We start from the raw sequence: 23,204 nt of genomic DNA, 5'->3' as shown, positions 1-23,204 counted from the left end.
ACGTTTCCCCATCACCTTTTCCGGCGCGCTCAAGCACCAGAAAAGCCAGCCATCTCTGGCTGGCTTCGTTTTGCTCCTCCAACTGGGCTCGAACCAGTGACCCTTCGATTAACAGTCGAATGCTCTGCCAACTGAGCTATGGAGGAATTTCGCGCGGAAAGCGTATCCGCAACGAGTTATAACTATAGACAGCGACCCCAAAGTAGCCAAATCGCAAGCTTAGGCGTGGTTTGGCACCTAGTTTCGGCCACCCGGATTTCAATTGGTTTCGGTGGCTCGGGTAAGGTGTGTCGGGACTTACCAAGGGGGCTATAGCTCAGTCGGTTAGAGCCGCGGACTCATAATCCGCTGGTCGCGGGTTCGAGCCCCGCTGGCCCCACGTTCACACGCCAACCGGATCGATGCAGGCTTGTGCATCGAATCATGGGTACTATGGCCCCATGATTCAATTCGTTGTCGGAGCAGCCGCCGGGTACGTGTTCGGCACGAAGGCGGGCAGGAAGCGCTACCACCAGATTGTCGATGCTTCGCGCGCGGTTGCCAATTCGCCCATCACCAAGCAGGTGGTCACGTCGACCCGTAAGGCACTGGCAAATCAGCTCGATCCTGAGCCACGTATGCGCGAGGTGGAAGATCTCAAGAGCAAGCGTCGCCTACGCGGCCGCAAGAACGACAGCGCCGGCTCCTCCAACCCCGAGGACAAGATCTACGAACCCGACGAGGACTAAGTCAGGCCCGCGACAATCCCGTCGAGGATGTCTTTCTCGCTGATTACGAACGAGCGATGATTGGTCAGCCGCTCCGCGGCATCCATGATTTCTTCCACAATGACGCAGCCGGCGGCAATGACATCGGCGCGCCCTTCGCTAATGGCGGGGTGTGCCGCGCGCTGCTGCGAGGTCTGGCGGAGAAGCACCGCCGCAACGTGCCTGACGCTGTCGAACGACACTTCGGCCATGTGAATGCGCTCAGGGTCGTATGTTTCCAACCCCTGAGCTAGGGCGCAGAGGGTGGTGAAGGTACCCGCGCAGCCCACGAAGCCTTGCGCGCGCGCGAGATCGACTGCGGCAACTGCTTCTGCGATCCGCTCGCGCACGAAAGCGCGTGCGGCATCCACCTCCTGCTCTGCAGGAGGGTTAGAGCGCATCAGCCTTTCGGTGACGCGGACGCACCCCATTTGAGTCGAGATCGACGAGTCCGAGGTGACGAACTCCGTCGATCCCCCGCCCAAGTCGATGACGCACACGTTGCCCGCCTGCTTGAGATCCGCGGTGGCGCCGGCGTAGGAGAGCGCGGCTTCTTCATCACCTGAAATTACTTCCGCTTCAGCACCCGGCTGGATCCGCCCGAGCAGTTCGCGGGTCATGGCGAAGAAATCTTCGCGGTTCGACGCGTCGCGAGTTGCCGAAGTGGCGACCATGCGCACGCGGGTTACGCCGGCGGCCTCCATTTCCTCGACATAGGCGGCCAAAGCCGCGCGGGTACGTTCTACGGCGCGGGGGTCGAGCGTACCCGTCTTATCGACGCCCTGGCCAAGCCGGACAATCGTGTTACGACGCGCAATCTCAACACTCGTGCCGTCTTCGTTGCGACGACTGATCAACAGGCGGATGGAGTTCGTACCGCAGTCGACGGCGGCGACGGTCACCGGATTCACGCGAGGCCCTCCCCTGCTTCTTCCAGGTCGATGCCCAGCTCGTCCACGGTGGGCCAGTCCGCGGGGATAGCTGTGCCACGCAGATTGCCGTGTTCGGCGGCGAGCGCGACCGCTTCCGTGCCGAGGCGGATGTGCTGCGGGCCTTCGGCGAGCGCGTAGGCGATGAGCACATGCAGGCACTTGACTCGGTCCGGCATTCCGCCGCCGGAGAACATGGTTCCGAGGTCCTCGATGGCGTTGCGCTTAGCCAAGTAGTGTTCGTGCGCAGCGCGGTAGTCTCGCGCTAGCTCGGCGTCCTCACCGAGGCGCTGCTCCATCCACTTCATCACCTGGGCAACCTCAAGGCGGCTCGCCTCGGCGGTGAGACGCGGGTCGGTGAGGTAGTAGAGGGTGGGAAACGGTGTCCCGTCGTCAAGCTTTGGCGCGGTCATGACCACCGCGGGCTGGCCGTCTGGCGTGCGGTAGGAAATTTCGAGCACGCCGCGGGGCGCGCGGCCGAGCTGCTCGGCGACGATGTCGAGGTCCTCAGGGGTGGGCGTCATGGTTCGAGATGTTACCCCCAGGGGCCGAGGCGCTATTCATCTTCCTTGGCGGTGCCGGGGGCGTCGGAACGCTTCTGCGTCCTAAACGGAAGGCGGAGCCCGGTTCTTCAACGAGCCCGCAGCTGCGCTGACCGTACTGGTGATCCGAGAGGCCTTTGCCTGCTCCGCTTTTTCGACAGCTCCGCGGGGTTCAGTCAGATCTACACCGAAGTAGGAGATTGTGGCCACGCCGTTCGGGGCGGGAATCTCCCGGAGTGTGGCTTGCAGACGCTTTGACTGACTCTTCAACGCGACGTAGGTCATAGAGCCGGAGATGACGCCTCCCACAACTGGCACAGCTTTGCCCGCGGCCCTACCCACCGAGTCCTTGGTGATCTTCACACCGACGAGCCGCAGCGTCTTCTCCATCACCGGGTACCAGGCCGTCTTTGTCAGCGCTTTCTTTGCGACGTTCTTCTGGATGGCCGGCGCCGCCATCTGCGCTATGAATGTCCGCACTCCGTTCGCCGCCCCTCCGACCCCAAGCATCACTCCGAAGAAGGTGGCAAATTGTGCGAGAACTTCGTCAGACACCTCTTCGGCCTGGTCAAAAAACGCCGTCCACCCGTAAACGTAAGCCAATTTCTGCATAATGCGGAAAGCATGTACGTAGTACTGGGTCACGTCAGCTGGAACCGTCGCTACCATCCCCAGCGCGCCTGGAAGTCCAGCGGCCGCCGACAATGCGGACGACTTACGTGTTTCGAAAGTGATCGCCGACTTGGCAATGTCGTCGAGAATTTCGGGATTAATGCCTGCGGTGATGACATCAGTTGCAATCGCGCGCTCGGTGTCGGCATCCGAAACCCAGCGCTTCTTTAGTTCTGAGCGTAGGAATTACTCCCGGTCAATCTGCACGCTACGAAGGCGCAACACCTTCTTCAGGAAGGCAACGGCAACTTTCTCCGCCTCGCGGTTAGCCTCGGCAGCCATTCCGGCAGCGGACTGGCCGCTAGTTTCCGGCGAATCACTGTCGGGAACCGCACCCTCGTCGGAGAGGATGTCTTCGACATCGCCATACTGCTCGGGCTTGAAATCGAACTCCCCGATTTCTTTTCCAATCCCGTCGTCGTCGAAAGCATTGGGGTGTTCGTTGCTCATTCTCGTTCCATACTTTAGTTACTGGCTACCCCCAGGATAGGGCTGAACCCGACGACGCGCGCTGTTTTGCTGGATAACGTGGCTCCATCCAATCGAAAGCGGGCAGCCGCCGACACCCTGCCTGAAGCCTGCGTCGCCCGCGCGCCCCGCGACGTAGATCAGTCGTTTCTGTGAGGTAGACCGCTTGGCCGCAGCGGAGGTGGCCAATATTACAGCGCCGCCGCTCAAGTTTATACCTGTCGATAGATAAAAAACCGATGTTTCGGTGAGTATCCTGCACTTATGGCCGATCACGCATACACTCTCGATTCCACCCGCCCCTTCGATCAGCAGGACGTCGTCGGACACAACCGCTGGCACCCCGACATCCCGCCAATCATGTCCATCAACCCCGGCGAAACCGTGCGCGCAGAATCCCGCGAATGGTTCGACGGACACGTCAAAAACACTGACTCCGCCGAAGACATCCTCACCGTCCCCTTCGAAAAACCCCACCAGCTCTCCGGCCCGTTCCGAATCGAGGGCGCCAAGCCCGGGGATCTCCTCGTCGTCGACCTCATCGATGTCGGCCCCCTGAGCGAGTCCGACAACCCGGGTGAACTCGCCGGCGAAGGCTGGGGCTACACCGGCATCTTCGCGTCCAAGCACGGCGGCGGGTTCCTGCACGAATTCATGCCCGACGCCTACAAGGCAATCTGGGATTTCAAGGATGGTGTAGCCACTTCGCGCCACATCCCGGGCGTCTCGTTTGCCTCCAAGTGCCACCCCGGATTGATGGGCACCGCTCCAAGTCCTGACATGCTGGCCCGATGGAACAAGCGCGAGGCTTCCCTAATAGCGACCGACCCCCACCGCTTCCCTCCCCTCGCGGTCCCGCCGCAGCCGAAATCCGCAACCTTGGGAGCTGTCCCCGAAGCGGATATCTCGCGCATCTCGCGCGAGGCCGCCGTGACCGTTCCGCCCCGCGAAAACGGCGGCAACATGGACATCAAAAACCTCACCGCCGGCAGCCGCATCTTCTTCCCCGTCTTCGTCGACGGCGCCAACTTCAGCTTCGGCGACCTCCACTTCAGCCAGGGCGACGGCGAGATCACCCTCTGCGGGGCCATTGAAATGGGTGGCTACGTCGAGTTTTCCGTCGACATCATCCCCGACGGCATGAACACGTACAAGTCCACCGGCGCACCGATCTTCGTCCCCGGCGACCAGGGGCCGAAGTACACGGACTGGCTCACCTTCACGGGCCTGTCCATCACAAACGAAGGCGAGCAGCGCCACCTCGATGCGACGCTGGCGTACCAGAACGCTGTCAAGCACTGCATCGATTACCTCACCGTTTTCGGGTACTCCAAGGAGCAGGCCTTCCTCATCCTCGGCGCGGCCCCCATCGAGGCGCACTTCTCCGCAGTGGTGGATTACCCCAACGCCTGCGCCACGCTGTATCTGCCCACGGAGATTTTCGATTTCGACGTCCGCCCGTCCACATCCAGCCCGTACCGGCTAGAGGGCAACCTACAGGCGTCTTTCGCCTCGGCGTCATCGCTTGACAACACCGAGGTCGTCCGGGCCGTACCCACGGGCGACAACGAGCGCATGGCGTTGGTCAAACAGCTCGCCGGCTCAGATGCGGTGCTCAAGGGCACCGCCTTCGGCGACTGGCACCGCCACTAGGGTGCAGGCTGCTCCGCAGGAGCACTGGCAGCCGGTGCTTCTGCGGCCTGGTCAGCGGGCGGCGCAGGCGCTTCAGGGGCCGGAACTTCCCGCAGACTGTCCCACAGCACCTCCGGCCAGGAGCGGTCGTCGGGGGCTTGGTCCGTGGTGATGTTCTCGCCCTGGGTCATCCGCGGGTCCATGATTCGCCACGCTGTTTCCCCTGGCTCCATGACACCGAGGCGGCGTCGCGCCTCCTGCTTGACGTATTCCGGGTCGTCGTATTTCGCGATGTCCGTTTCCAGCTCTGTTTTTCGCTGCTCGAGAGCTGCAATGGAATCGTTGAGCCGGGCAATCTCGCTGCGTCCCTCGTAGTAGTTGCGCAGAGGAACCGCAATGGCCAGAAGGACCGCAATAAGGACGGCTATGAGAATCGCCCAGCTGGTGAGGTCCTGCTTGACCAGCGGTTTCTTCTGCTTGAGGGCGCGCGCCTGCTGCCGCTCCCGCCGCGCGCGTTCACGAGACGCCACGGGCACCGTCGTCGCCTTAGGGCGGCGGCGCGGCTGGTTCTCCGGGGGTGTGGCGCGTGTGGTCATAGTGATGTGAAAGTGTAGCCGGTCTGCCCATACTCACAGGGGTGCCACCACGAAACTTCGCGCCTCGATCGGTTCCGCTGCACCATAACGGCAGGAGAGCGCCCCCTCGGGCGGCGTTCGGTACAACGCGCGCGCCGCGGGGGCGTCGATAAGCGGGCTGCTACTTGAAGCGCGGGAAGGCGCTGCGGCCGGCGTACACGGCGGCGTCGCCAAGCTCCTGCTCGATGCGCAGGAGCTGGTTGTACTTGGCCACGCGCTCGGAACGCGCCGGCGCACCCGTCTTGATCTGGCCGCAACCCAAAGCAACGGCGAGGTCCGCGATGGTGGTGTCCTCGGTTTCACCGGAGCGGTGCGACATCATTGTGCGGTAGCCGTTGCGGTGCGCGAGGTCCACCGCGTCGAACGTCTCGGTCAGGGTACCGATCTGGTTGACCTTGACCAGCAGGGCGTTGGCGGCCTTCTTCTCAATGCCCTCGGCGAGGCGCTTCGGGTTGGTGACGAAGAAGTCGTCGCCGACGATCTGAACCTTGTCGCCGATCTGGGCGGTGAGCTCGACGTAACCGTCCCAGTCGTCCTCGTCCAGCGGGTCCTCGATGGACACGATCGGGTACTGCTCAACGAGCTCCGCGTAGACCTTGATCATCTCCGCCGAGCTGTGCTTGCCGCCCTCGAAGTTGTAGACGCCGTCCTCGTAGAACTCGGAGGACGCGACGTCGAGGGCGAGAGCGATGTCGTCGCCCAAGGTGTAACCGGCCTTCTCAACGGCCTCGACAATGACGTCAAGCGCGGCCTTCGTGGAGTCGACGGAGGGGGCGAACCCGCCCTCGTCGCCAAGCCCGGTGGACAGGCCCTTGGCCTTGAGCACGGATTTGAGCGCGTGGTAGACCTCCGCGCCCATGCGCAGTGCCTCCTCGAAGGTCTCGGCGCCGAGCGGGGCGATCATGAACTCCTGGACGTCTACACCGGAATCCGCGTGCGCGCCGCCGTTGAGGATGTTCATCATCGGCACCGGCAGGATGTGCGCGTTCGGGCCGCCGATGTAGCGGTACAGAGGCAGGCCAGCGGACTCCGCGGCTGCCTTAGCGACGGCCATCGAAACGCCAAGGATCGCGTTCGCGCCAAGACGCGACTTGTTGTCGGTGCCGTCGAGCTCAATCATAGTCTGGTCGATGAGGCGCTGGTCGTCCGCCTCGATGCCGGCAATCGCATCGGCGATTTCCTCGTTGACGTTGTCTACTGCCTTGCGTACGCCCTTGCCCTCGTAGCGCTCGTCTCCATCACGCAGCTCGTGGGCCTCGTGGACGCCCGTGGAAGCACCGGAAGGAACACCGGCGATGCCGCGCGCCCCGTCGTCGAGGAAGACCTCCGCCTCGACGGTCGGGTTGCCGCGGGAATCCATGATCTCTCGTGCGAATGCGTGAATGATGTCAGCCACTGTTTCTCCTTAGGTGAGTCAAGCGTATGTGGCTTCAATTGTTGCAGAGTTTTCCCGCTTTGTGGCCGCCCTAGCGGTGTGCCGGCTGCGACAACGCGTAGTTCGCCGCTGCGTCGCGGACTTTTACCACGTAGTCGTTGGAGTTGTTGTAGCTAAAGATCGCATCGCGCCACCCCTCCGGGGTTGACAGGTCGCGGTTGTCGGCACACAAGAGGTTCGCCGAGGCGAGCGCCGCGTCGTCGATCTGCTGCGGGTCCGCCACCCCGTCGCCGTTGGCGTCGCGGCCGTAGATTTTCCAGGAGCCGGGCAGGAACTGCATCGGCCCAACCGCGCGGTCGTAGGTGGTGTCACCGTCGAGCGCGCCGGCGTCGGTATCACGGATTTCCGCGAAGTTGCCGCTGCCGTCAAGCGCCGGGCCGACGATCGGGGGCTCGGCGAATCCGTCCTCGTTGAGTCGGCCGCCGTCAAACGTGCGGCCGGTATACGTGCCGTGGCGCGTTTCCACCCAGCCGATCCCGGCAAGCGTGTTCCAGGCAAGGTTGCAGGTCGGCCACGCCTCCCGAGCGATCAGCGCGGCGTTGCCGTAGGCGCGCACGGCCTGCGGGTCAATCCCCGTCTGCTCCGCGATCGGGGCGGCCCACTCCGCGAGGTTGTCGGAGGTGCGACCGGGCGCGTGGACGTCGATAAGCGGCGGCGCCTCAGCCGCAGCTGGCGGCATGTCGGCGGGCACCGGCTGCCTGCTTGGCGACGGGCTGACGTTGCTGAAAATCGAAAACACCCAGCCAGTGAGCGCGATGATCAAGACAATCGCCGTGACCACCATGACAACGCCAGCACAGCCGCACCCGGCGGCTACTTTGCCGGGGCGGTTGTCATCTGGCTGGTGCCGAGTCGGGCGATAAGTCATGACGGCCCATCCTACCGGCACGCGGTGAGGCGCTGCGATGGGGCACATTTTGACAACAATAGTCACTTTGTTCACTCCATTCACATGTGCCACGTGTAAAGTCGCCGGCGACACCACTTTTCCTACGACAGAAGGACAACGCCATGCGTCGTCTCTCCACTTCCCTCGCGGCCGGCCTTCTCGCCGCCGCCACTGTTGTCAGCGTCTCCCCCGCCCACGCTCAGACCGCGAATGTGGTCGAAATCGCCAAGCTCGTCAACGGCGGCATCGCCACCGCCGACTGCGGGACCGTCTCCACTGGGCTGAAGTCCACCGGTTTCGTCGGCGCGGAAACCACCCGCGGCGAGCTAGTCGCCAGCCTGACCAAGGCAGTCGGCGACGATGCAACCCTGCGCCTGGTCTCCGCCTCCACCATCAACACCATTGGCGACCGCGCCCTCGAGTGCGGCGTGGTCAAGCCGGACCCGGTCACCCCGCTCAACCAGGCGATCGCGTTCGCCTCCCAGCTGTCCTCCCAGGCGGGGCTGCCTGAGCTGCGCAACGTACTGCCCGCGTTGCAGCTCTAACCCGGCGCGTTATCCCCGCTCGCGCGCCTTACCCTCCGCCCACAGGCGGTCCTGCTCCTCGATTCCGACGACGCCGGTCGAGCCGTCGAAAAGATAGGGCGCGCGCGAGCGCATCTTATCCACGAACGCCTGGGCGACATCCGGAAAGTCAAAGCCGGCGGCGATTTCAGAATGGAACAGCACCTGCAGGAAAAGGTCGCTGAGCTCCTTTTTTAACTCCGCGCCATCGCCACGGCGCACTGCCTCGGCGAACTCACCGGCCTCCTCCTCCAAGAACGGCAGGAGGCTCTCGTGCGTCATTGAGCTCTCCCACTCCCCGCGGCGGCGCGCGACGCGCATCGTGCGCGTCGCCGCCAGCAACGGGTCGGACAGGCTCGCTACCTCGATAACCTCTTCACCGCCGGCGATGCGCGCCGCGACCTCCGCGTCGGAAGGGTCGGTGGTCAGCAGCCAGCTCTCACCATCAGCCGTACTCTCGATCGCCCAGCGCACTGACACGGGCACCTCGGACGTAAACGCCACGGTGCCGCGAATCCGAACACCGAGGGGAATCATGTCGGGCCAACGGGGGTCGAGAACCAGGACAGTCATGGTGCCCCATCTTATTGGGGCCCGGGGATCTGGAACAATAGGTTCCATGACTGACCACAAAACCGCCCTGTCCGTTCTGGCGGAACTCTCCCCGACCACCGAGGACGTGATGAACGAGTCCTCGTCGTTCTCGCCGCGCCGCTGGAAGACCGGCTGGCCGCACCACCTCGGCCACGTCCCGCCGTACAAGGACGATGCGTTCGCCTCGCTCACGCGTGGCGACGTCTACCAGTTCGCCGCCGACGCCACCGCGTCCGGCTACACCCGCGACGCCGTGATCGACTTCATCGGCGCGGCCTTTGCTTTCGGCGCCGGAAAGTCCCCGCAAACGCAGCTGAAGCTGCAGCAGTTCCTGCGCAACAAGGGCCAGGCGCAGCAGCTCATCCAAGCGCTGCGCTCCCTCGACGGGCTGGACCCGGTCGCGCAGTACGCGCGCGTGCGCGCCACCGGCCTGCCCGGCCGCTACGCCTCCATCCTGGTGTACTTTTTGGCGGGTCCGCAAAGCGGCGATCAGCCCGGGCCGGTCATCGTCTCCGATGCCGCGGCTGAGGCGCTCGGAGTCAGCAGTTCTGAATGGGACGCCGAAACCTACGCCGACTACCTCGCTGCGGTCACCGCGGTGCGCGACGAATGGGATTCCTCAGCTCCCCTCGACGCCGTCGAGTACGCGCTGTCGCGCAGCTAGGTCGCATCTTTTTTTGAGGGGGCGGCGGGCGTCCGCGCGCTGTGGATTGCGCAATTTAGCGCGTCGAGTTTCTAAATCCCCAGGTCGCTAGCAACCTCCGCGCCCACATTGCGCAGTCCAGATCGCGCAGTCGCCCCTACGGCGCGGATCACGGCGCAGCTAGTGCCCGGGGCGAAACGCCCGGTTGTTGAGCTCCCGGCGCGCCGTCTCCAAAGCCAGTAGATCCGAGAACAAGGCGTTGTACGCGCGCTCGTCGTCTGCTGGGCGCATACGCTCCAACTGGGCCTTGAGCTGCGCGATCTGGTCACCCACGCGGGCTTCCTGCAGACGCGAGAAGACCGAGTCCGCGTAGGCCTCGATGTCGTCAGCATGAATTTCCTCCACCGCGAGCTCGGAGACAAAGTTACGCCCCGCCAGGTCGCGCATCTGCCCGGCAACCTCGCTGATCCATTCCACCCCGCTGCTCACCGCGATCACGCTGCCCACCGCGCCCATTGCGTCGCGCACCTGGCGGTACGCGCCGTTGGTGAAGGCGTCCGGGTTGATCCCGTCAAAGTAGTCTCCGGCGACATCGGGGTACTGCAGCGCGATTTTTAACGCCTCGCGCTGCGGCCACAGCAACGAGTCGTCCGGTGCCGGCGCGACCAGAAGGGGCGCATCGGTGTTCGTCGGTTGGGTGGCCTGCGCCCTGGGGCTAAAGGAGCGCTTGGACTTCTTCGGCTTCTTCGCCTCATCGCGTACCTGGGATATCACCTCGCCCGGGTTCGGCCAACCAACCCAGCCCGCGAGGCGGCGCGCGTACTCAGTTTGCAGAACCGGGTCGGAGATCTCGGCGACGACCGGGACTGTGCGCCGCAATGCCTGGAGGCGACCCTCCGCGGTATCCAGGGAGTAGTTCTGAAGCAGCGTCCCGAGCACAAACTCGTACATTGGCACGCGGCTCGCAACGAGGTCACGCACCGCGGAATCGCCCTTGCCCAGCCGCAGATCGCACGGGTCCATCCCCTCCGGGGCGACGGCCACGAAGCTTTGGCCGGTAAACGCCTGATCCCCCTCGAACGCGCGCATCGCGGCCTTCTGGCCCGCTTCGTCGCCGTCGAACGTGTAGATCAGCTCGCCGCGGAAGTAGTTGTCGTCGAGCATCAGGCGGCGGATAATCGACATGTGGTCCTTGCCAAACGCCGTGCCGCACGCCGCGACGGCGGTGGTCACACCCGCGGCGTGCATCGCCATGACGTCCGTGTAGCCCTCCACAACCACTGCCTGGTGCTCGGTGGCGATGCTTTTTTTCGCCAGGTCCAGCCCGAAGAGCACCTTCGACTTGTGGTAGAGCATCGTGTCGGAGGTGTTCATGTACTTGCCCATCGGGTCGTCGTCGAAAAGCTTGCGGGCGCCGAACCCGATGACGTTGCCCGCGACGTCCTTGATCGGCCACAACAGGCGGCGCCGAAACTTGTCGATGGGCCCGCGGCGTCCCATCGTCGATAAGCCTGCGTCCTGCAGCTCTTGGACGTCGAAGCCCTTGCGAAGCAGGTGCTTGGTCAGCGTGTCCCAGCCGTCGGGCGCGTAACCGCACTCGAAGTGGTAGATCGTGTCCTGGTCGAAACCGCGGTCGAGGAGGAACTGGCGGCCGACTTCCGCCTCCGGCTTCTCGAGCTGCTTGCGGTAGAACTCGTGCGCCGCTTTGTTCGCCGCCAGCAGGCGCGCCCTGGTCCCCGGCTTGACGTCGCGCGCGCCCGTGGACCCACCCCGGTAATTGATGTGGTAGCCGATCTGCTCCGCGACCGCCTCGACGGCCTCGGGGAAGGTCAGCTGCTCCATCTCCATGAGGAAAGAAAAGACGTCGCCGCCCTTGCCCGTGGAAAAGCAGTGGTAGTAGCCGCGGGCGGGGCGGACGTGGAACGACGGGGTCTTCTCGTCCTTGAACGGGCTTAAGCCCTTGAGCGAATCGTGGCCCGCGGGTTTGAGCTGCACGTACTCACCGACGATCTCGTCGATGGGCGCGCGCTCGCGGATTGCTTGGATGTCACTATCCGGAATCCTGCCCTTAGCCATGAGCTACATCGTAGCCGCTTCGCTGACAACCACGGACCGCGCAGGTGAGCCGGGGTTTTAGCCCGCCTCACGGGGCCGTGGGTGATAATGAAGCGCATGGCAGATAACTCTGGGCTCAGAAACCGCTACCTCGGTGTGCTGCTCATCGGGCTCGTCGGCGCGTCTTTGGGCATGTTCGGGATCAGGAACATCGCCGAGGGCGGGCCCTCGGGAGTTGAGTTCTGCTCCCCCGATGAGGTACCCGCCCAGGCGTGGGACACCATCGACACCGTCGAAAACGATGGCCCCTACCCCCACCCCGAGTTCGACGACCGGCGCTTTGGCAACTACGAGGGCGTCCTTCCCGAAGAGGAGCTCGGCTACTACCAGGAGTACACCGTGGAAACGCCCGGGCTGGGCCACCGCGGGGAGCGGCGGATTGTCACCGGCGGCGGTGCCGACGGCGAGGTCGACGAGTGGTACTACACGGGTGACCATTACGAAAGCTTCTGCGAAGTACCGGGGGTTACGTAAAGCCCTAGCCCATAAACCCCTCGAGGCTGGCAGAGCGCTTTGCCAACCGCTCCAGGCGCGACTCGGTAAGTGATGCGATCTGGTCGATAATGACGCGCTCGCGCTCCTGCTCGGACGAGGCGGTGAGCCACCACTGCTGGAACATGGTGCCCAAGGTGCCGGGGGCGCCGTGGGAGAGATAATCGTAGACGCGGTAGATGCGGTCGCGCTGGCGGTCCTGGCGCTTAAGGTGGGTGGGCATGTCCATGACGTAGAGCACCGCGACTGTTTTGAGCAGGCGCACCTCGGCCTCCGCCTCGGCGGGGATGATCAGCCGGCCGTGTTGTCTGCCCAGCGCACCGTCGGGGTTGAGGTCGCTGCGCAGCGCGTCGGGCTGGTTGACATCAGCGGACCTCGTCGCCGAGGTCACCGCGCCAACGTAGCGCCCCACGAGTTCCGAGGTGAGCTGCTTGAGCCCCGCCCAGGCCGACAGCGAGTAGTTGAAATCCGCCGCGGACGCGATCGCCGGCAGCGCCCGGAGGCGATCGGCCGCCGCAATGAGCTCGTCGGCGGTGCCGCCGAAGGCCTGCGCACCCTTGTCGGCCAGCGCCGCGAGTTCAACGAAGTCCCACAGCACCTTCAGCGAGACGCGCCCGGAGACGATGCCGTCTTCGACGTCGTGCACGGAGTACGCAATGTCGTCGGCGGTATCCATCACCTGCGCCTCGATCGGAGGGGCGTCAGTGGTGTGGCCCGCGCGCAGCCATTCCAGGATGTGGCGGTCGGAGTCGTAGGCGGAGTACTTGCGCGCCGTTGAGCCGTCGTCAAGCGTGCGCGTGCGCGGGTACTTGCAGGCGGCGTCGAGGGCGGCGCGGGTGAGGTTGAGCCCGAAGGACTCCTCACCGTCGATCACCTTCGGCTCGAGGCGGGTCAGGATGCGCAGGGTTTGCGCGTTGCCCTCGAAACCGCCGGCGGTCGCGGCGAGCTCGTTGAGCGCGACCTCTCCGTTGTGCCCATAGGGCGGGTGGCCAATGTCGTGGGTCAGCCCGGCCATGTCGCACAGCTCGGGGTTGAGGCCGAGGCCTAGGCCGATGTCGCGGGAAATCTGCGCGACCTCGATCGAGTGCGTCAACCGGGTGCGCGGGGTATCACCGTCACGGGGGCCGACGACCTGGGTTTTGTCGGCGAGGCGTCGGAAGGCGGCCGAGTGCAGAACCCGTGCGCGGTCCCGGGAGAACGCGCCGCGCTGGTCCACCGACTCGGACATCTGCGAACCCTTCGGGCCCTCGGGCGCACGGCGCTCGACGTCGACATCGCTGTATGGGTACACGTTGTCCAACCTTAAAGCGTCGCAGTGCAATGTCGCGGTTGCGACTACCCTAGAACACATGAATCCGCGCTATCTTCGCATCCTGCTCGCCGGCCCGCTGCTCGCAGCGGGACTCGGCACCGCCGCCGCACCCGCCGCACTCGCACTGAGCACCTCGGTCCAGGCACAGGCGACCTCACTTGCGCCCGGCCGGCTTAGCGACGCCGTCACCGACGAAGCCGGAGTCTTAAGCCCCGGGGAGATCAGCCAGATCGAATCCGCCGTCGCGCAGGTCGCGGCGGAGAAACAAAAGACCGTCCGCGTGGTCTACCTCGACTCCTTCGGATCCATGAGCGCCGAACAGTGGGCCCAGGAGGCGGTTAACCAAAACGGATCCAACACCGCGGTCATCGCGATCTCCCCGCAGGAACGCTCCTTTGCCGTCGACGCGGGCCAAATGTGGTCCCAGGGCGAGGTCGACGCGATGTACGACGCGGCGTACGCGCGCCTGACCCAAAACGACTGGGCCGGCGCGGCGTTGGCTGCCGTGGATGCGGCAGCGGGCGGCGGCGCAAGCGACAGGCAGGGCGGCCTCTTGGTCGCGGGAGGGCTCGGCGTGGCCGCCGTCGCGGGCGGCGGAATCTGGGCCGCATCGCGGCGCAACACGAAAAAGACCAAACAGGCCCAGATCGCCGCCGCGCGCGAGCTGGGCCCGGGAGACACCGACTCCCTATCGCGCCTGCCCACGCCAGCGCTCGAAGAGCTCGCCCGTGACGCCCTTGTCCACTCCGACGAGTCCATCCGCCAGGGCAAGGAGGAGCTGTCCCTGGCCACCGCGGAGTTCGGCCCCGAGCGCGTGCGGCCCTTTACGTCCGCGATGAACACGGCGAATTCCACCCTGCAGCGCGCGTTCGCCACCCACCAGCGGCTTTACGACGCCATCCCCGAAACCGAGCCGGAAAAGCGCGCGATGCTGATCGACATCATCTCGTCGGCCGGCAAGGCAAACGAAGCTCTGCAGGCCAAGTCGGCAGAGTTCAACGAGATGCGTGGCACTCTCATGCGTGCGGACGAGGAGATCGACAAGATTGTCCAGCGCACGATCGACCTCCGCGCCCGCCTCGAGCCGGCGCAGGCCACGCTGGAAGACCTGCGTGCGCGCTACTCAGAGGAGATACTCGCCTCAATCGCCCCGAACGTCGGCGTGGCCACGGACTCCCTCGATGAGGCCGAGAGGCTGCTGACCGAGGCGCGCAGCGTCGCGTCCCAGCCCGCCGGGCGCCAGGGCGCACTGGTGGACCTGCTGGCCTCCGCTTCCCACGCGGTCGAAGTCTCCGACACCAACCTCGCCGCCATCGAGCACGCTGACACCAACATCCGCGACTCTAGGGCAAACCTTCCCGCCCTGATCACCGAGATCGAGGGCGAACTGCGAGAGATCGAGTCGCTCAAGGGCGCGAGCAAGCAGGGCGCGCAGATCGATGTCGCCGCGCTCGACGCCATTGCCGCCGAGGCGCGCCAGAGTCTGGCTTCGATGGGCAACCGCGCCGAGACCGACCCGCTCTCCCTGTACACGGATCTGACCGATCTGGACTCGCGTATCGACGCCCACATCGACGCCGCCCGCGGCGCCGCCGCCGACCAGAACCGCCAACTGACCGTGCTCCAGCAGCAGCTCCAGGTCGCCGGGGCGCAGATCCAGTCGGCTGAGGACCTGATTAACTCTCGTGGTCGCATTATCAGCTCCCACGCCCGCTCCCTGCTGGCCGAAGCGAAGCGCCAGTTCAACGAGGCGCGCAACCGGGCGACGAGCGACACCCGCGGCGCCATCGACTTCGCGCGCACCGCGACCGAAACCGCGCGCCGCGCCTCCAGCTCCGCGAACGACGACATCAACCGCTACCAGCAGCAGCGCAACCAGCAGATGGCAGGCGGTGTGGCGGGCAACATGGCCAACGCGATCATCTGGGGCTCGATCCTCTCCGGCGGCTTCGGCGGCGGGGGCGGCGGCTTTGGCGGCGGGGGCGGCGGCTTCGGCGGCGGCGGAGGGTTCTCCGGGGGCGGGCCCGTCGGGCGTGGCGGGATGTTCTAGGCGCTTAGTACAAGGTGCGCCTCGTGGGCGCGTCGACAAACGTTAGTGCCCACGACATGAACACCACGTCGAGCAGTACCTCGGGGCCCTCGTCCGCCGCGGACCCAGCCAGGTCGACCTCCAAGTCGCCGCTGGCCAGGCCGCGGGTGCGCGCGACAACACGACCGTCCGCGTCGAGGATTTCGCGCCGCTTGCCACTGGTGCGGTTGAGCGCGTAGGTGCGCCCGGCGCACTCGGCGCGGTAGCGCGACACCGTTAGCCCCGCCTTGGCCACCCGAAAGGTGGATCCGTCGGGCGCGGTAGCGCGGACGTCTGCGCGCGAGGACGAGGACACGCTCAGCGTCACGGCGCCTACCACCACGGCGTCTGCGGTGGCTTCGGCCACGGTGGTGGGGCCGTCGAGAAGCGAGCTGCCCTGCCAGATCATTGGATGAGGAAGACCACGACGACGAAGATGGAGAGGAAGACCAGGAAGGCGATCAGCACGGTCGAGTTGATCATCTTCTTCGTCTCCAGCACCTCGCGCGAGACCCACGCCAGCGCGGCGATGTCGGTCGCGGGGAGCTGGGTTTCACCCTCGAACTCGAGGATCGCGCGGCGCACGCCGTTGTGGTCCTGGGTGAACTGCGCGACCTTGTTGCCAGCGGCGTCGTCGACGATCCAGTTCTTCGACCACTCGTTCACCAGCGCGTAACCGCGGCCCTCGACGGTAACCGGGATGTTCTTGTCGCGCTTTAGGCTGCCGGTGGCGCGCACAATCTCCTCGCCGGCGCGCGTCGCGACCGCGCCGGATTCCGGCGAGGTGACCAGCTCCCACTCTTGGTCGCCGACGGTGGCGCGCTCGTGGGTGAACACCCCGAGCACCTCGGGGCCGTTTTCCGCGAGCAGCTTCAGGTTGTCCTTGTCGCTGCGATCCCAACTGACGTAGTGCATGGGCTTATCTTTCTTCGCGCGCCTCTAGGCGCCGATGAGTTGTGCGGCCAGGTAGGACTCGAGCTCGTCGATCTTGACGCGCTCCTGCTGCATGGTGTCGCGCTCGCGCACCGTGACCGCGTTGTCCTCAAGGCTGTCGAAGTCGAACGTGACACAGAACGGGGTACCGATCTCGTCCTGTCGACGGTAGCGGCGGCCGATCGCACCCGAGGTGTCGTAGTCGACGTTCCAGTGCTGGCGAAGCGTTTGCGCGAGATCCTCGGCAGGGCCGGAGAGCTCGGGCTTCTTCGACAGCGGCAGCACCGCGACCTTGATCGGCGCCAGGCGGCGGTCCAGCTTGAGCACCACTCGGGTGTCCACCCCGCCTTTCGCGTTCGGGGCCTCGTCCTCGTGGTAGGCATCGATGAGGAAGGCCATCATCGCACGGCCCAATCCGGCTGCCGGCTCGATGCAGTACGGGATCCAGCGCTCGTTGGTTTCCTGGTCGAAGAAGCTCAGGTCCTCGCCCGAGGCCTCCGCGTGGGTCTTCAAGTCGTAATCCGTGCGGTTGGCCACGCCTTCGAGCTCGCCCCACTTCGAACCGGTGAAGTTGTAGGCGTACTCCACGTCGACGGTGCGCTTGGAGTAGTGCGACAGCTTCTCCTTCGGGTGCTCGTAAAGGCGCAGGTTCTCCGGGTCGATGCCGAGGTCGATGTACCACTGCAGGCGGTTGTCAATCCAGTACTGGTGCCACTGCTCGTCCTCGCCGGGCTTGACGAAGAACTCCATCTCCATCTGCTCGAACTCGCGGGTGCGGAAGATGAAGTTGCCGGGGGTGATCTCGTTGCGGAAGGACTTGCCCATGTTCGCGATGCCGAACGGAGGCTTCATGCGTGCCGACGTCATCACGTTCTTGAAGTTGACGAAGATCCCCTGTGCCGTCTCTGGGCGCAGGTAATGCAGGCCCTCGGAGTCGTCGACCGGGCCGAGGAAGGTCTTCATCAGGCCGGAAAAGGCGCGCGGCTCGGTCCAGTTGCCCGGCTGGCCGGTCTCGGGGTCGTTGATGTCGGCGAGCCCGTTGGCCGGCGGGTGGCCGTGCTTCTCCTCGTAGGCCTCGAGCAGGTGGTCAGCGCGGTAGCGCTTGTGGGTGTGCAGCGATTCGACCAGCGGGTCGGTGAACACCTCGACGTGGCCCGAGGCGACCCACACCTGGCGCGGCAGGATGATCGAGGTGTCCACGCCCACGGTGTCCCTGCGCGACTGCACCATGTGGCGCCACCACTGGCGCTTGATGTTCTCCTTCAACTCCACGCCGAGCGGGCCGTAATCCCACGCCGAGCGGGTACCGCCGTAGATCTCGCCCGCCGGGTAGACCAACCCGCGACGCTTGCAGAGATTGACGACGGTATCGATGTTGCTGGAGGCCATGGACAACTCCTGTAAAAATCAGATGGCGGTTTGAAAAGCAGTGACAAAACTAATTGCCCAGTGTAGCGGGTCGCCCAACTGACCGGAGTCGGCGGTTAGCGGAGCGGTTGCACCCCTTCCGCGGACACTCGTCTATTATAGGTTGAAAAGTGCGATATAAAGCGCGCCCACCGCTTAGAATAGGAGTGAGAAAGGGGCTGAAGGTCGTGATTGGTCTACAACCACGTGACGTTGGGCGTACGGCTGCGCTCGTGAGCGCCCTGGACTCACCTCTTCGACTGCAGATCCTTCTGCTGTTGCATACGTCGCCACATGTTGTGCACCAGATCGTATCCAAGCTGGAAAAGTCGCAGCCCCTGATCAGCCAGCACCTGCGCGTGCTCAAGAAGTCCGGGCTCGTGGACGCGACCCGGGCGGGGCGCGAGGTTGTCTACAGCCTCGCCGAGCCCGCCATTATCGACATTATTTTTCAGCTCGCCGACCTCGCGGTGGTTCATTGCGCGGGCGAAGGAAACGACGAGCTCGCTTCTCGACGCCTCTCCGACGCCACCACGATCCGCGATCAGCGCTCCTCATCCGGCGCGGCAGCTATCATTGACCCCCCGTCCGACATCCGGCCCCAGCGCGACCCCGGACTGGCACCATTCACACCGGGGCCGACTCGGGAATAGAATGGGGACATGTCTCGCTCACCGTCGGCCACCCCCGCTCCCAAACGTCACGCTTCTACGCCCAAACTAGGCGTCCGGAACACGTGGCAGCGCACCGCGGTAGTCGAAGCGCTGCGCGACATTGACAAGTTCGTCTCGGCGCGCCAAATCCACGACGCACTCGAGGAGCGCGGCGAAAGGGTGGGCCTGACCACCGTTTACCGCACGCTACAGTCGCTGGCCCAGGTTGAGGCCGTGGACGTTCTGCAGAACAAAGACGGCGAGTCCCTGTACCGCCACTGCCTTACCGAGCATCACCACCACCACTTAATGTGCACCCAGTGCGGCCGCAGCGAGGAGATTGAGGGCGGGCCGGTGGAGCGCTGGGCGCAGCTCGTCGCCCAACGCTACGGCTACGAACTCGTCGGGCACGACGCCGAAGTCTTCGGCGTGTGCCGCGCCTGCCAAGAGGCCCGCGCCAAGAAGTCCTAGGCGTTGTGCTCGATCGCGCCGCCGAACCGGCGGTCGCGCTTGGTGTACTCCAGCACAGCAGCGAAGAGATCCTCACGAGCGAAATCCGGCCACAATTTTTCTTGGTAGACCATCTCCGCGTAGGCCGACTGCCACAGAAGAAAGTTCGAGGTGCGCTGCTCGCCCGAGGGCCGCAAGAACAAATCCACGTCCGGCATATCGGGCTGGTAGAGCCACTGGGAGAAAGTGTCCTCGGTGATCTCGCCGGGCCGGATCTGGCCTTGTGCTGCGGCGTCGACAAGCGAACGCACCCCGTCGACAATCTCCGCGCGCCCGCCGTAGTTGACGCACATCACCAGCGTCAGCCCGGTGTTGTCCCGGGTGAGGTCTTCGGCCTTCTCCAGCTCGCGGATCACGCTGCGCCACAGTCGCGGGCGGCGTCCCGCCCAGCGGATGCGCACGTTTTTGTCGTGGAGGTCGTCGCGGCGGTTGCGCAGCACGTCGCGGGAAAACCCCATGAGGAAGCGCACCTCCTCTGCGCTGCGGCGCCAGTTCTCGGTGGAAAACGCGTACGCCGACAACCATTCCACCGTGCCGAGCTCGATGCAGGCATCGACGCAATCCATCAGCACGGCCTCACCCCGCTTGTGGCCCTCCGTGCGCTTCAATCCGCGCTGCTGGGCCCACCGGCCGTTGCCGTCCATGACCACAGCGATGTGGCGCGGAATGAACTCGGGGGCGATGTTGGGAAGGGTCATTGCTCTATTATGCCTGCTCCATAATCTTCAAACTCTTCACGGCTGTCTCCAAATGCCAGTGCAGGTGGGCCGTGGTCAGCCGGTGCACCTGCTCGACCATGTCGGTTGCCGCCGGGTGTCCGTTCTGGATCAGCCACATGACGTGCAGTGTCTCCGGATCCACGTCAGCCGAGCCCGGCGGGCGGCAGTTGTTGCACACCGCCCCACCTGTTGGGGCGCTAAACGCCTTATGCGGGCCGGGGGCCTGGCAATTCGCGCAGTGAAACAGGCTCACACCCCAGCCAGCGTGCTCGGTCGCGCGCAGGATGAACGCATCCAGTACGAGCGTCGGGTGCTGCTCGGGGCTTTGCAGCTGCTCCAAGGCGTCGCGGGTGGCGTCGAAAAGCGAGCTGCCGCGCTCGGCGTCGGAGTAGCTGAGCTTCTCCGCCGCCTCCAAGATCGCGCAGCCGGCAGCGTAGCGGTCGAAATCCTCAATGATGCGGCCCGCGAAGTAGGCGACCGTGTCGGCGGCGGTGATCGTGGCCAAGTTGCGGCCTGGGTAGAGCTGGACGTCAATGTCCACGAAGGGTTGGATCCGCGAACCGAAGCGCGAACGGGACTTCCGCACGCCCTTAGCCACGCTGCGCACGAGACCGTGGTGCCGCGTCAGCAGCACCACGACCCGATCCGCCTCACCGAAATCGTAGGTGCGCACCACGAACGCCCGGTCGCGGTAACTCGCCCTAGAAGCCAAGTCGCCCCAGCGCCTTCGGGTCCGACTGCCAATTCTTGAGCACCTTGATGCGCAGGTCGAGGAAGACATTCTGGCCGAGCAGCTCGATGATCTGCTTGCGCGAGCGGTGCACGATACCCGACAGGCGGCGCCCGTCCGGGCCCTCGATGATCTTCTTCTGCCCCGGGCGCTCGAGGAACAGCACTGCGTAAATCCGCAGGCGCTCCGGGTTGTCGGGGTCGGGGTGCATCTCATCGATCTGCACCGCCACCGAGTGCGGCAGTTCCTCCCGCAGACCCTGGAGCGCCTCCTCGCGGATCAGCTCCGAAATCTGCGTCTCCGTGTCCTCGTCCGTGACGTGCCCTTCCGGGTAAAACTGCGGGCCCTCGGGCAGGTGCTCGACCAGGATATCGAGCAGTACGTCGAGCTGCACCGCCTCGATCGCGGAAACGGGCACGACCTCGCAATCCTCGCCAAGCAGTTCGTGCAGCTCCACGAGACGCTCGCCCACGGTGTCCTTGCTTGCCTTATCCAGCTTTGTCACAATGCCGACAATCGGGGCGTTGGGCTTGGTCTTGCGGATCTGCTCCAGGATGAAGCGGTCGCCGGGGCCGATCTTCTCGTCTGCCGGGACGGTAAAACCGATGACGTCGACGTCGGCGAAGGTGTCGCGGACGACGTCGTTAAGCCGCTCGCCGAGCAGCGTGCGCGGGCGGTGCACGCCAGGCGTGTCGACGACGATGACCTGCGCATCCTCACGGTTGATAATGCCGCGGATCGGATGACGCGTCGTCTCCGGCTGGTCCGCCATGATGGCGATCTTCTCCCCCACCAGAGCATTTGTCAGCGTCGACTTGCCGGTGTTCGGGCGGCCGACGAAGCTGACGAAGCCGGAGCGGAAGCCCTCAGGCGTGTTCGTATTCATAAACGCCATCTTAGCTGGGGCGGGTGGCGCGGCCGGTTTTCATCGCGCGGGCTGTGTGTCCCTGAGTGCACACTATGGTGACACTCTAGCACTTGTGTGCTAAATGGGCGCTAGTATAATTGGGCACAGACATTCGAAAACGGAAAGGGGGAGTCATGGAAAAGCTTGCCGCGCTCGTCAGCGCCTACGAGGACACGTTGAACCAGCTGTGCACGCTTTTCGACGACCCCTCCTCCCTCACGCTGGAGGAAATCCACAGCGAGATGGAGCGCCTCGAACGAGCGTCGGCGAAGAAAGCATATATCGACGCCGCATTCGCCCATGTGTGCGCTCGCGAGAACGCGGGCCGCCTCGTCGGCGGCAACTGGCCCAGCGACTATCTGGAAAAAGCCCTCGGCCTATCACGCGGCGAGGCCTTCCGCCGACTTGACCGGGCCAAGGACCTCTTCGACCCGCCAGTACAGCCTCCCCAGCCGAATGAGCCGGAGGATTCAGCCCCGCTGTTCGACCCACCGGCAGAAGACTCCAAAGGCCAAGCGCGCCGCGACTCCCAGGAAGTCTCCGCGGAAAAGCAGGCCATCATCGACCGAGAGTTGCGCCAGCTGACAAAGCACGCCAGCGTGGAACGTTCCGCGATCTTCAAGCGGGCCATGGCCGAGGCGAAGACCCGCACCCCTGAGGACCTCCGCGCATTCGTGCGCCGCCTAGTCGAGCGCGCCAACCGCAAGCACAAGCCAGTAAACGACCCGAACGCAGGGTTCGACAGGCGCGGCGTGAGCTTCTCGCCGAAGAGGGCCGACGGTACGCGCACGATGAACGTCACCCTCACCGAGGCCAACTACGCACTGATCAAGGCCCTGCTCGACCACAACTCCGGCCCCGGCTCCAACATCGCCGATGCCAGCGCCGACGACACCCGGATGCCAGCGCAGCGCAAGTTCGACCAGCTGTGGAACATCATGATGCAGTACGAGCACGACCGCCAGGCGAAGAACCGGGGTGCGGCTTCCGTGGTCATCTCGATCACCCTCGACGACCTCGCTGAAGCCGACTACACCACAACATTTCCCTCGAACACCGGCGCGGAACTGTCCTGCTTCGACCTCGTCCGCCTGGGCATGGGAGGCACCGAGGACTTCATCCTGCACATCGATCGCGCGACCGGCGTCCCGCTATCGCTTGGCAGGACCCGTCTCGCCAGCGTCGAACAGCGCATCGTGGCACTGGCCGTCCAAGGCGTCTGTGCCTGGACCGGGTGCTCGGTACCCACGTCCGAGGCCGAAATCCACCACATCCTGTCCTACATCAGGGGCGGGAATACCGACGTCCACAACCTCGCCGCATTGTGCCGGCGCCACCACCGGTTCAACAACGACGCCAGAGACGGCTCACACGGCAGATCCCACGTCGAACGAGACCCCGCAACCGGCAGGATCGGCGTGGTCAACCCCGACGGCAGCATCGAGTTCAACGACACCGTCGGATTCCACGACTCAGCCTGGGCGAAACTCTTCCGGCGCGGCCATCTCAACAGGCTTGGCGCTCCCGGCCAGCCGCCCGACCCACCGGTCTTCCCCGCCGAGCCCAAAGCCAGCGCCTGACACCCGCACGCCTCGATTCCCACCAGGGAA

General features: G+C 64.9%; 25 protein-coding genes and 2 tRNA genes. 10 read left to right on the top strand and 17 right to left on the bottom strand.

Translation table 11 applies throughout. The features are described from left to right. Window positions 1-73 precede the first annotated feature (73 nt). Window positions 74-146: transfer RNA gene (locus HMPREF0298_RS04155), tRNA-Asn, on the bottom strand. A gap of 159 nt (window positions 147-305) precedes the next feature. Between HMPREF0298_RS04155 and HMPREF0298_RS04150 the strand changes: the two genes are divergently transcribed. Then, window positions 306-379, top strand: a tRNA-Ile gene (locus tag HMPREF0298_RS04150). A gap of 61 nt (window positions 380-440) precedes the next feature. Next, on the top strand, window positions 441-728 hold the full coding sequence (locus tag HMPREF0298_RS04145; protein WP_006839857.1) for a hypothetical protein: 288 nt from the start codon (window positions 441-443) through the stop codon (window positions 726-728). On the opposite strand, the gene HMPREF0298_RS04140 is transcribed toward HMPREF0298_RS04145, so the two are convergent. The 4 genes from HMPREF0298_RS04140 to HMPREF0298_RS12145 all read right to left on the bottom strand — a co-directional run bounded on the left by HMPREF0298_RS04140 (window position 725) and on the right by HMPREF0298_RS12145 (window position 3,339). Further along, the gene (locus HMPREF0298_RS04140; RefSeq protein ID WP_006839856.1) at window positions 725-1,657 is read right to left on the bottom strand and encodes a Ppx/GppA phosphatase family protein; all 933 of its coding nucleotides are present in this window, start codon (window positions 1,655-1,657) and stop codon (window positions 725-727) included. The genes HMPREF0298_RS04145 and HMPREF0298_RS04140 overlap by 4 nt on opposite strands. Beyond that, window positions 1,654-2,199, bottom strand: a complete 546-nt coding sequence (locus HMPREF0298_RS04135) for a DUF501 domain-containing protein (RefSeq protein ID WP_006839855.1) — start codon at window positions 2,197-2,199, stop codon at window positions 1,654-1,656. The genes HMPREF0298_RS04140 and HMPREF0298_RS04135 overlap by 4 nt, the downstream gene beginning before the upstream one ends. Before the next feature lie 81 nt (window positions 2,200-2,280). Then, window positions 2,281-2,862 carry a hypothetical protein gene (locus HMPREF0298_RS12150; protein WP_157464373.1) on the bottom strand — a complete coding sequence of 194 codons (582 nt, stop codon included), beginning with the start codon at window positions 2,860-2,862 and terminating at the stop codon, window positions 2,281-2,283. Window positions 2,863-3,075: 213 nt separating this feature from the next. Continuing rightward, window positions 3,076-3,339 (bottom strand): hypothetical protein, encoded by a 264-nt coding sequence (locus tag HMPREF0298_RS12145; protein ID WP_006839853.1) that lies wholly within the window; start codon window positions 3,337-3,339, stop codon window positions 3,076-3,078. Window positions 3,340-3,621: 282 nt separating this feature from the next. Here HMPREF0298_RS12145 and fmdA point away from each other — a divergent pair, with 282 nt between their 5' ends. Next, window positions 3,622-5,010 (top strand): formamidase, encoded by a 1,389-nt coding sequence (gene fmdA / locus HMPREF0298_RS04125; RefSeq protein WP_006839852.1) that lies wholly within the window; start codon window positions 3,622-3,624, stop codon window positions 5,008-5,010. Here the strand turns inward: fmdA and HMPREF0298_RS04120 are convergent. From HMPREF0298_RS04120 to HMPREF0298_RS04110, 3 genes are all read right to left on the bottom strand, one after another. Next, window positions 5,007-5,585, bottom strand: a complete 579-nt coding sequence (locus HMPREF0298_RS04120; RefSeq protein WP_006839850.1) for an FtsB family cell division protein — start codon at window positions 5,583-5,585, stop codon at window positions 5,007-5,009. The two genes, fmdA and HMPREF0298_RS04120, sit on opposite strands and share 4 nt — an antisense overlap. 160 nt (window positions 5,586-5,745) lie before the next feature. Continuing rightward, window positions 5,746-7,020 (bottom strand): phosphopyruvate hydratase, encoded by a 1,275-nt coding sequence (eno, locus tag HMPREF0298_RS04115; protein WP_006839849.1) that lies wholly within the window; start codon window positions 7,018-7,020, stop codon window positions 5,746-5,748. Window positions 7,021-7,090: 70 nt separating this feature from the next. Then, the gene (locus tag HMPREF0298_RS04110; RefSeq protein ID WP_006839848.1) at window positions 7,091-7,843 is read right to left on the bottom strand and encodes a lytic transglycosylase domain-containing protein; all 753 of its coding nucleotides are present in this window, start codon (window positions 7,841-7,843) and stop codon (window positions 7,091-7,093) included. 227 nt (window positions 7,844-8,070) lie between these two features. Here HMPREF0298_RS04110 and HMPREF0298_RS04105 point away from each other — a divergent pair, with 227 nt between their 5' ends. Beyond that, window positions 8,071-8,493 (top strand): hypothetical protein, encoded by a 423-nt coding sequence (locus HMPREF0298_RS04105; RefSeq protein WP_006839847.1) that lies wholly within the window; start codon window positions 8,071-8,073, stop codon window positions 8,491-8,493. A gap of 9 nt (window positions 8,494-8,502) precedes the next feature. Here HMPREF0298_RS04105 and HMPREF0298_RS04100 read toward each other — a convergent pair whose 3' ends face one another. After that, window positions 8,503-9,084 carry a MazG nucleotide pyrophosphohydrolase domain-containing protein gene (locus HMPREF0298_RS04100; RefSeq protein WP_006839846.1) on the bottom strand — a complete coding sequence of 194 codons (582 nt, stop codon included), beginning with the start codon at window positions 9,082-9,084 and terminating at the stop codon, window positions 8,503-8,505. Between the two features lie 46 nt (window positions 9,085-9,130). Here HMPREF0298_RS04100 and HMPREF0298_RS04095 point away from each other — a divergent pair, with 46 nt between their 5' ends. Then, the gene (locus HMPREF0298_RS04095; RefSeq protein WP_006839845.1) at window positions 9,131-9,769 is read left to right on the top strand and encodes an 8-oxoguanine DNA glycosylase OGG fold protein; all 639 of its coding nucleotides are present in this window, start codon (window positions 9,131-9,133) and stop codon (window positions 9,767-9,769) included. A gap of 159 nt (window positions 9,770-9,928) precedes the next feature. On the opposite strand, the gene dnaG is transcribed toward HMPREF0298_RS04095, so the two are convergent. Further along, entirely contained in the window at window positions 9,929-11,824 is a 1,896-nt protein-coding gene (gene dnaG, locus HMPREF0298_RS04090) for a DNA primase (RefSeq protein ID WP_006839844.1), read from the bottom strand. Between the two features lie 96 nt (window positions 11,825-11,920). On the opposite strand from dnaG, the gene HMPREF0298_RS04085 reads away from it, so the two are divergent. After that, on the top strand, window positions 11,921-12,337 hold the full coding sequence (locus HMPREF0298_RS04085) for a guanyl-specific ribonuclease (protein ID WP_040422653.1): 417 nt from the start codon (window positions 11,921-11,923) through the stop codon (window positions 12,335-12,337). Between the two features lie 4 nt (window positions 12,338-12,341). On the opposite strand, the gene HMPREF0298_RS04080 is transcribed toward HMPREF0298_RS04085, so the two are convergent. After that, complete coding sequence (locus tag HMPREF0298_RS04080; protein ID WP_040422482.1) at window positions 12,342-13,646, bottom strand: deoxyguanosinetriphosphate triphosphohydrolase; 1,305 nt, start codon at window positions 13,644-13,646, stop codon at window positions 12,342-12,344. A gap of 58 nt (window positions 13,647-13,704) precedes the next feature. Here HMPREF0298_RS04080 and HMPREF0298_RS04075 point away from each other — a divergent pair, with 58 nt between their 5' ends. Next, entirely contained in the window at window positions 13,705-15,717 is a 2,013-nt protein-coding gene (locus HMPREF0298_RS04075) for a TPM domain-containing protein (RefSeq protein WP_006839841.1), read from the top strand. Window positions 15,718-15,721: 4 nt separating this feature from the next. On the opposite strand, the gene HMPREF0298_RS04070 is transcribed toward HMPREF0298_RS04075, so the two are convergent. From HMPREF0298_RS04070 to HMPREF0298_RS04060, 3 genes are read right to left on the bottom strand one after another with little or no spacing between them, the layout of a single operon-like run. Beyond that, window positions 15,722-16,144 (bottom strand): hypothetical protein, encoded by a 423-nt coding sequence (locus tag HMPREF0298_RS04070; RefSeq protein ID WP_006839840.1) that lies wholly within the window; start codon window positions 16,142-16,144, stop codon window positions 15,722-15,724. Further along, window positions 16,141-16,650, bottom strand: a complete 510-nt coding sequence (locus tag HMPREF0298_RS04065; RefSeq protein ID WP_006839839.1) for a hypothetical protein — start codon at window positions 16,648-16,650, stop codon at window positions 16,141-16,143. Before HMPREF0298_RS04065 ends, HMPREF0298_RS04070 begins: the two co-directional genes overlap by 4 nt. 24 nt (window positions 16,651-16,674) lie before the next feature. Then, window positions 16,675-18,057 (bottom strand): glycine--tRNA ligase, encoded by a 1,383-nt coding sequence (locus HMPREF0298_RS04060; RefSeq protein ID WP_006839838.1) that lies wholly within the window; start codon window positions 18,055-18,057, stop codon window positions 16,675-16,677. Between the two features lie 206 nt (window positions 18,058-18,263). Here HMPREF0298_RS04060 and HMPREF0298_RS04055 point away from each other — a divergent pair, with 206 nt between their 5' ends. Both HMPREF0298_RS04055 and HMPREF0298_RS04050 read left to right on the top strand, forming a co-directional pair. Then, window positions 18,264-18,728: an ArsR/SmtB family transcription factor gene (locus HMPREF0298_RS04055; RefSeq protein WP_050758303.1), complete on the top strand. Its 465-nt coding sequence runs from the start codon at window positions 18,264-18,266 to the stop codon at window positions 18,726-18,728. Window positions 18,729-18,737: 9 nt separating this feature from the next. After that, window positions 18,738-19,199 carry a Fur family transcriptional regulator gene (locus HMPREF0298_RS04050; RefSeq protein ID WP_006839836.1) on the top strand — a complete coding sequence of 154 codons (462 nt, stop codon included), beginning with the start codon at window positions 18,738-18,740 and terminating at the stop codon, window positions 19,197-19,199. Here the strand turns inward: HMPREF0298_RS04050 and HMPREF0298_RS04045 are convergent. Genes HMPREF0298_RS04045 through era form a run of 3 tightly spaced genes read right to left on the bottom strand, consistent with a single transcriptional unit; the run spans window position 19,196 to window position 21,582 of the window. After that, the gene (locus HMPREF0298_RS04045; protein ID WP_006839835.1) at window positions 19,196-19,936 is read right to left on the bottom strand and encodes an isoprenyl transferase; all 741 of its coding nucleotides are present in this window, start codon (window positions 19,934-19,936) and stop codon (window positions 19,196-19,198) included. The genes HMPREF0298_RS04050 and HMPREF0298_RS04045 overlap by 4 nt on opposite strands. Before the next feature lie 7 nt (window positions 19,937-19,943). Further along, a complete protein-coding gene (recO, locus tag HMPREF0298_RS04040) occupies window positions 19,944-20,669 on the bottom strand; it encodes a DNA repair protein RecO (protein WP_006839834.1) in 726 nt (241 codons plus the stop codon). Beyond that, window positions 20,659-21,582: a GTPase Era gene (gene era, locus HMPREF0298_RS04035; RefSeq protein ID WP_006839833.1), complete on the bottom strand. Its 924-nt coding sequence runs from the start codon at window positions 21,580-21,582 to the stop codon at window positions 20,659-20,661. The genes recO and era overlap by 11 nt, the downstream gene beginning before the upstream one ends. A 146-nt stretch (window positions 21,583-21,728) precedes the next feature. On the opposite strand from era, the gene HMPREF0298_RS04030 reads away from it, so the two are divergent. Continuing rightward, a complete protein-coding gene (locus HMPREF0298_RS04030; protein WP_006839832.1) occupies window positions 21,729-23,174 on the top strand; it encodes an HNH endonuclease signature motif containing protein in 1,446 nt (481 codons plus the stop codon). Window positions 23,175-23,204: the final 30 nt, after the last annotated feature.

It is taken from the genome of Corynebacterium lipophiloflavum DSM 44291, assembly GCF_000159635.1.
Taxonomy (GTDB): domain Bacteria; phylum Actinomycetota; class Actinomycetes; order Mycobacteriales; family Mycobacteriaceae; genus Corynebacterium; species Corynebacterium lipophiloflavum.
This window is presented reverse-complemented; position numbering and strand designations above follow the sequence as displayed.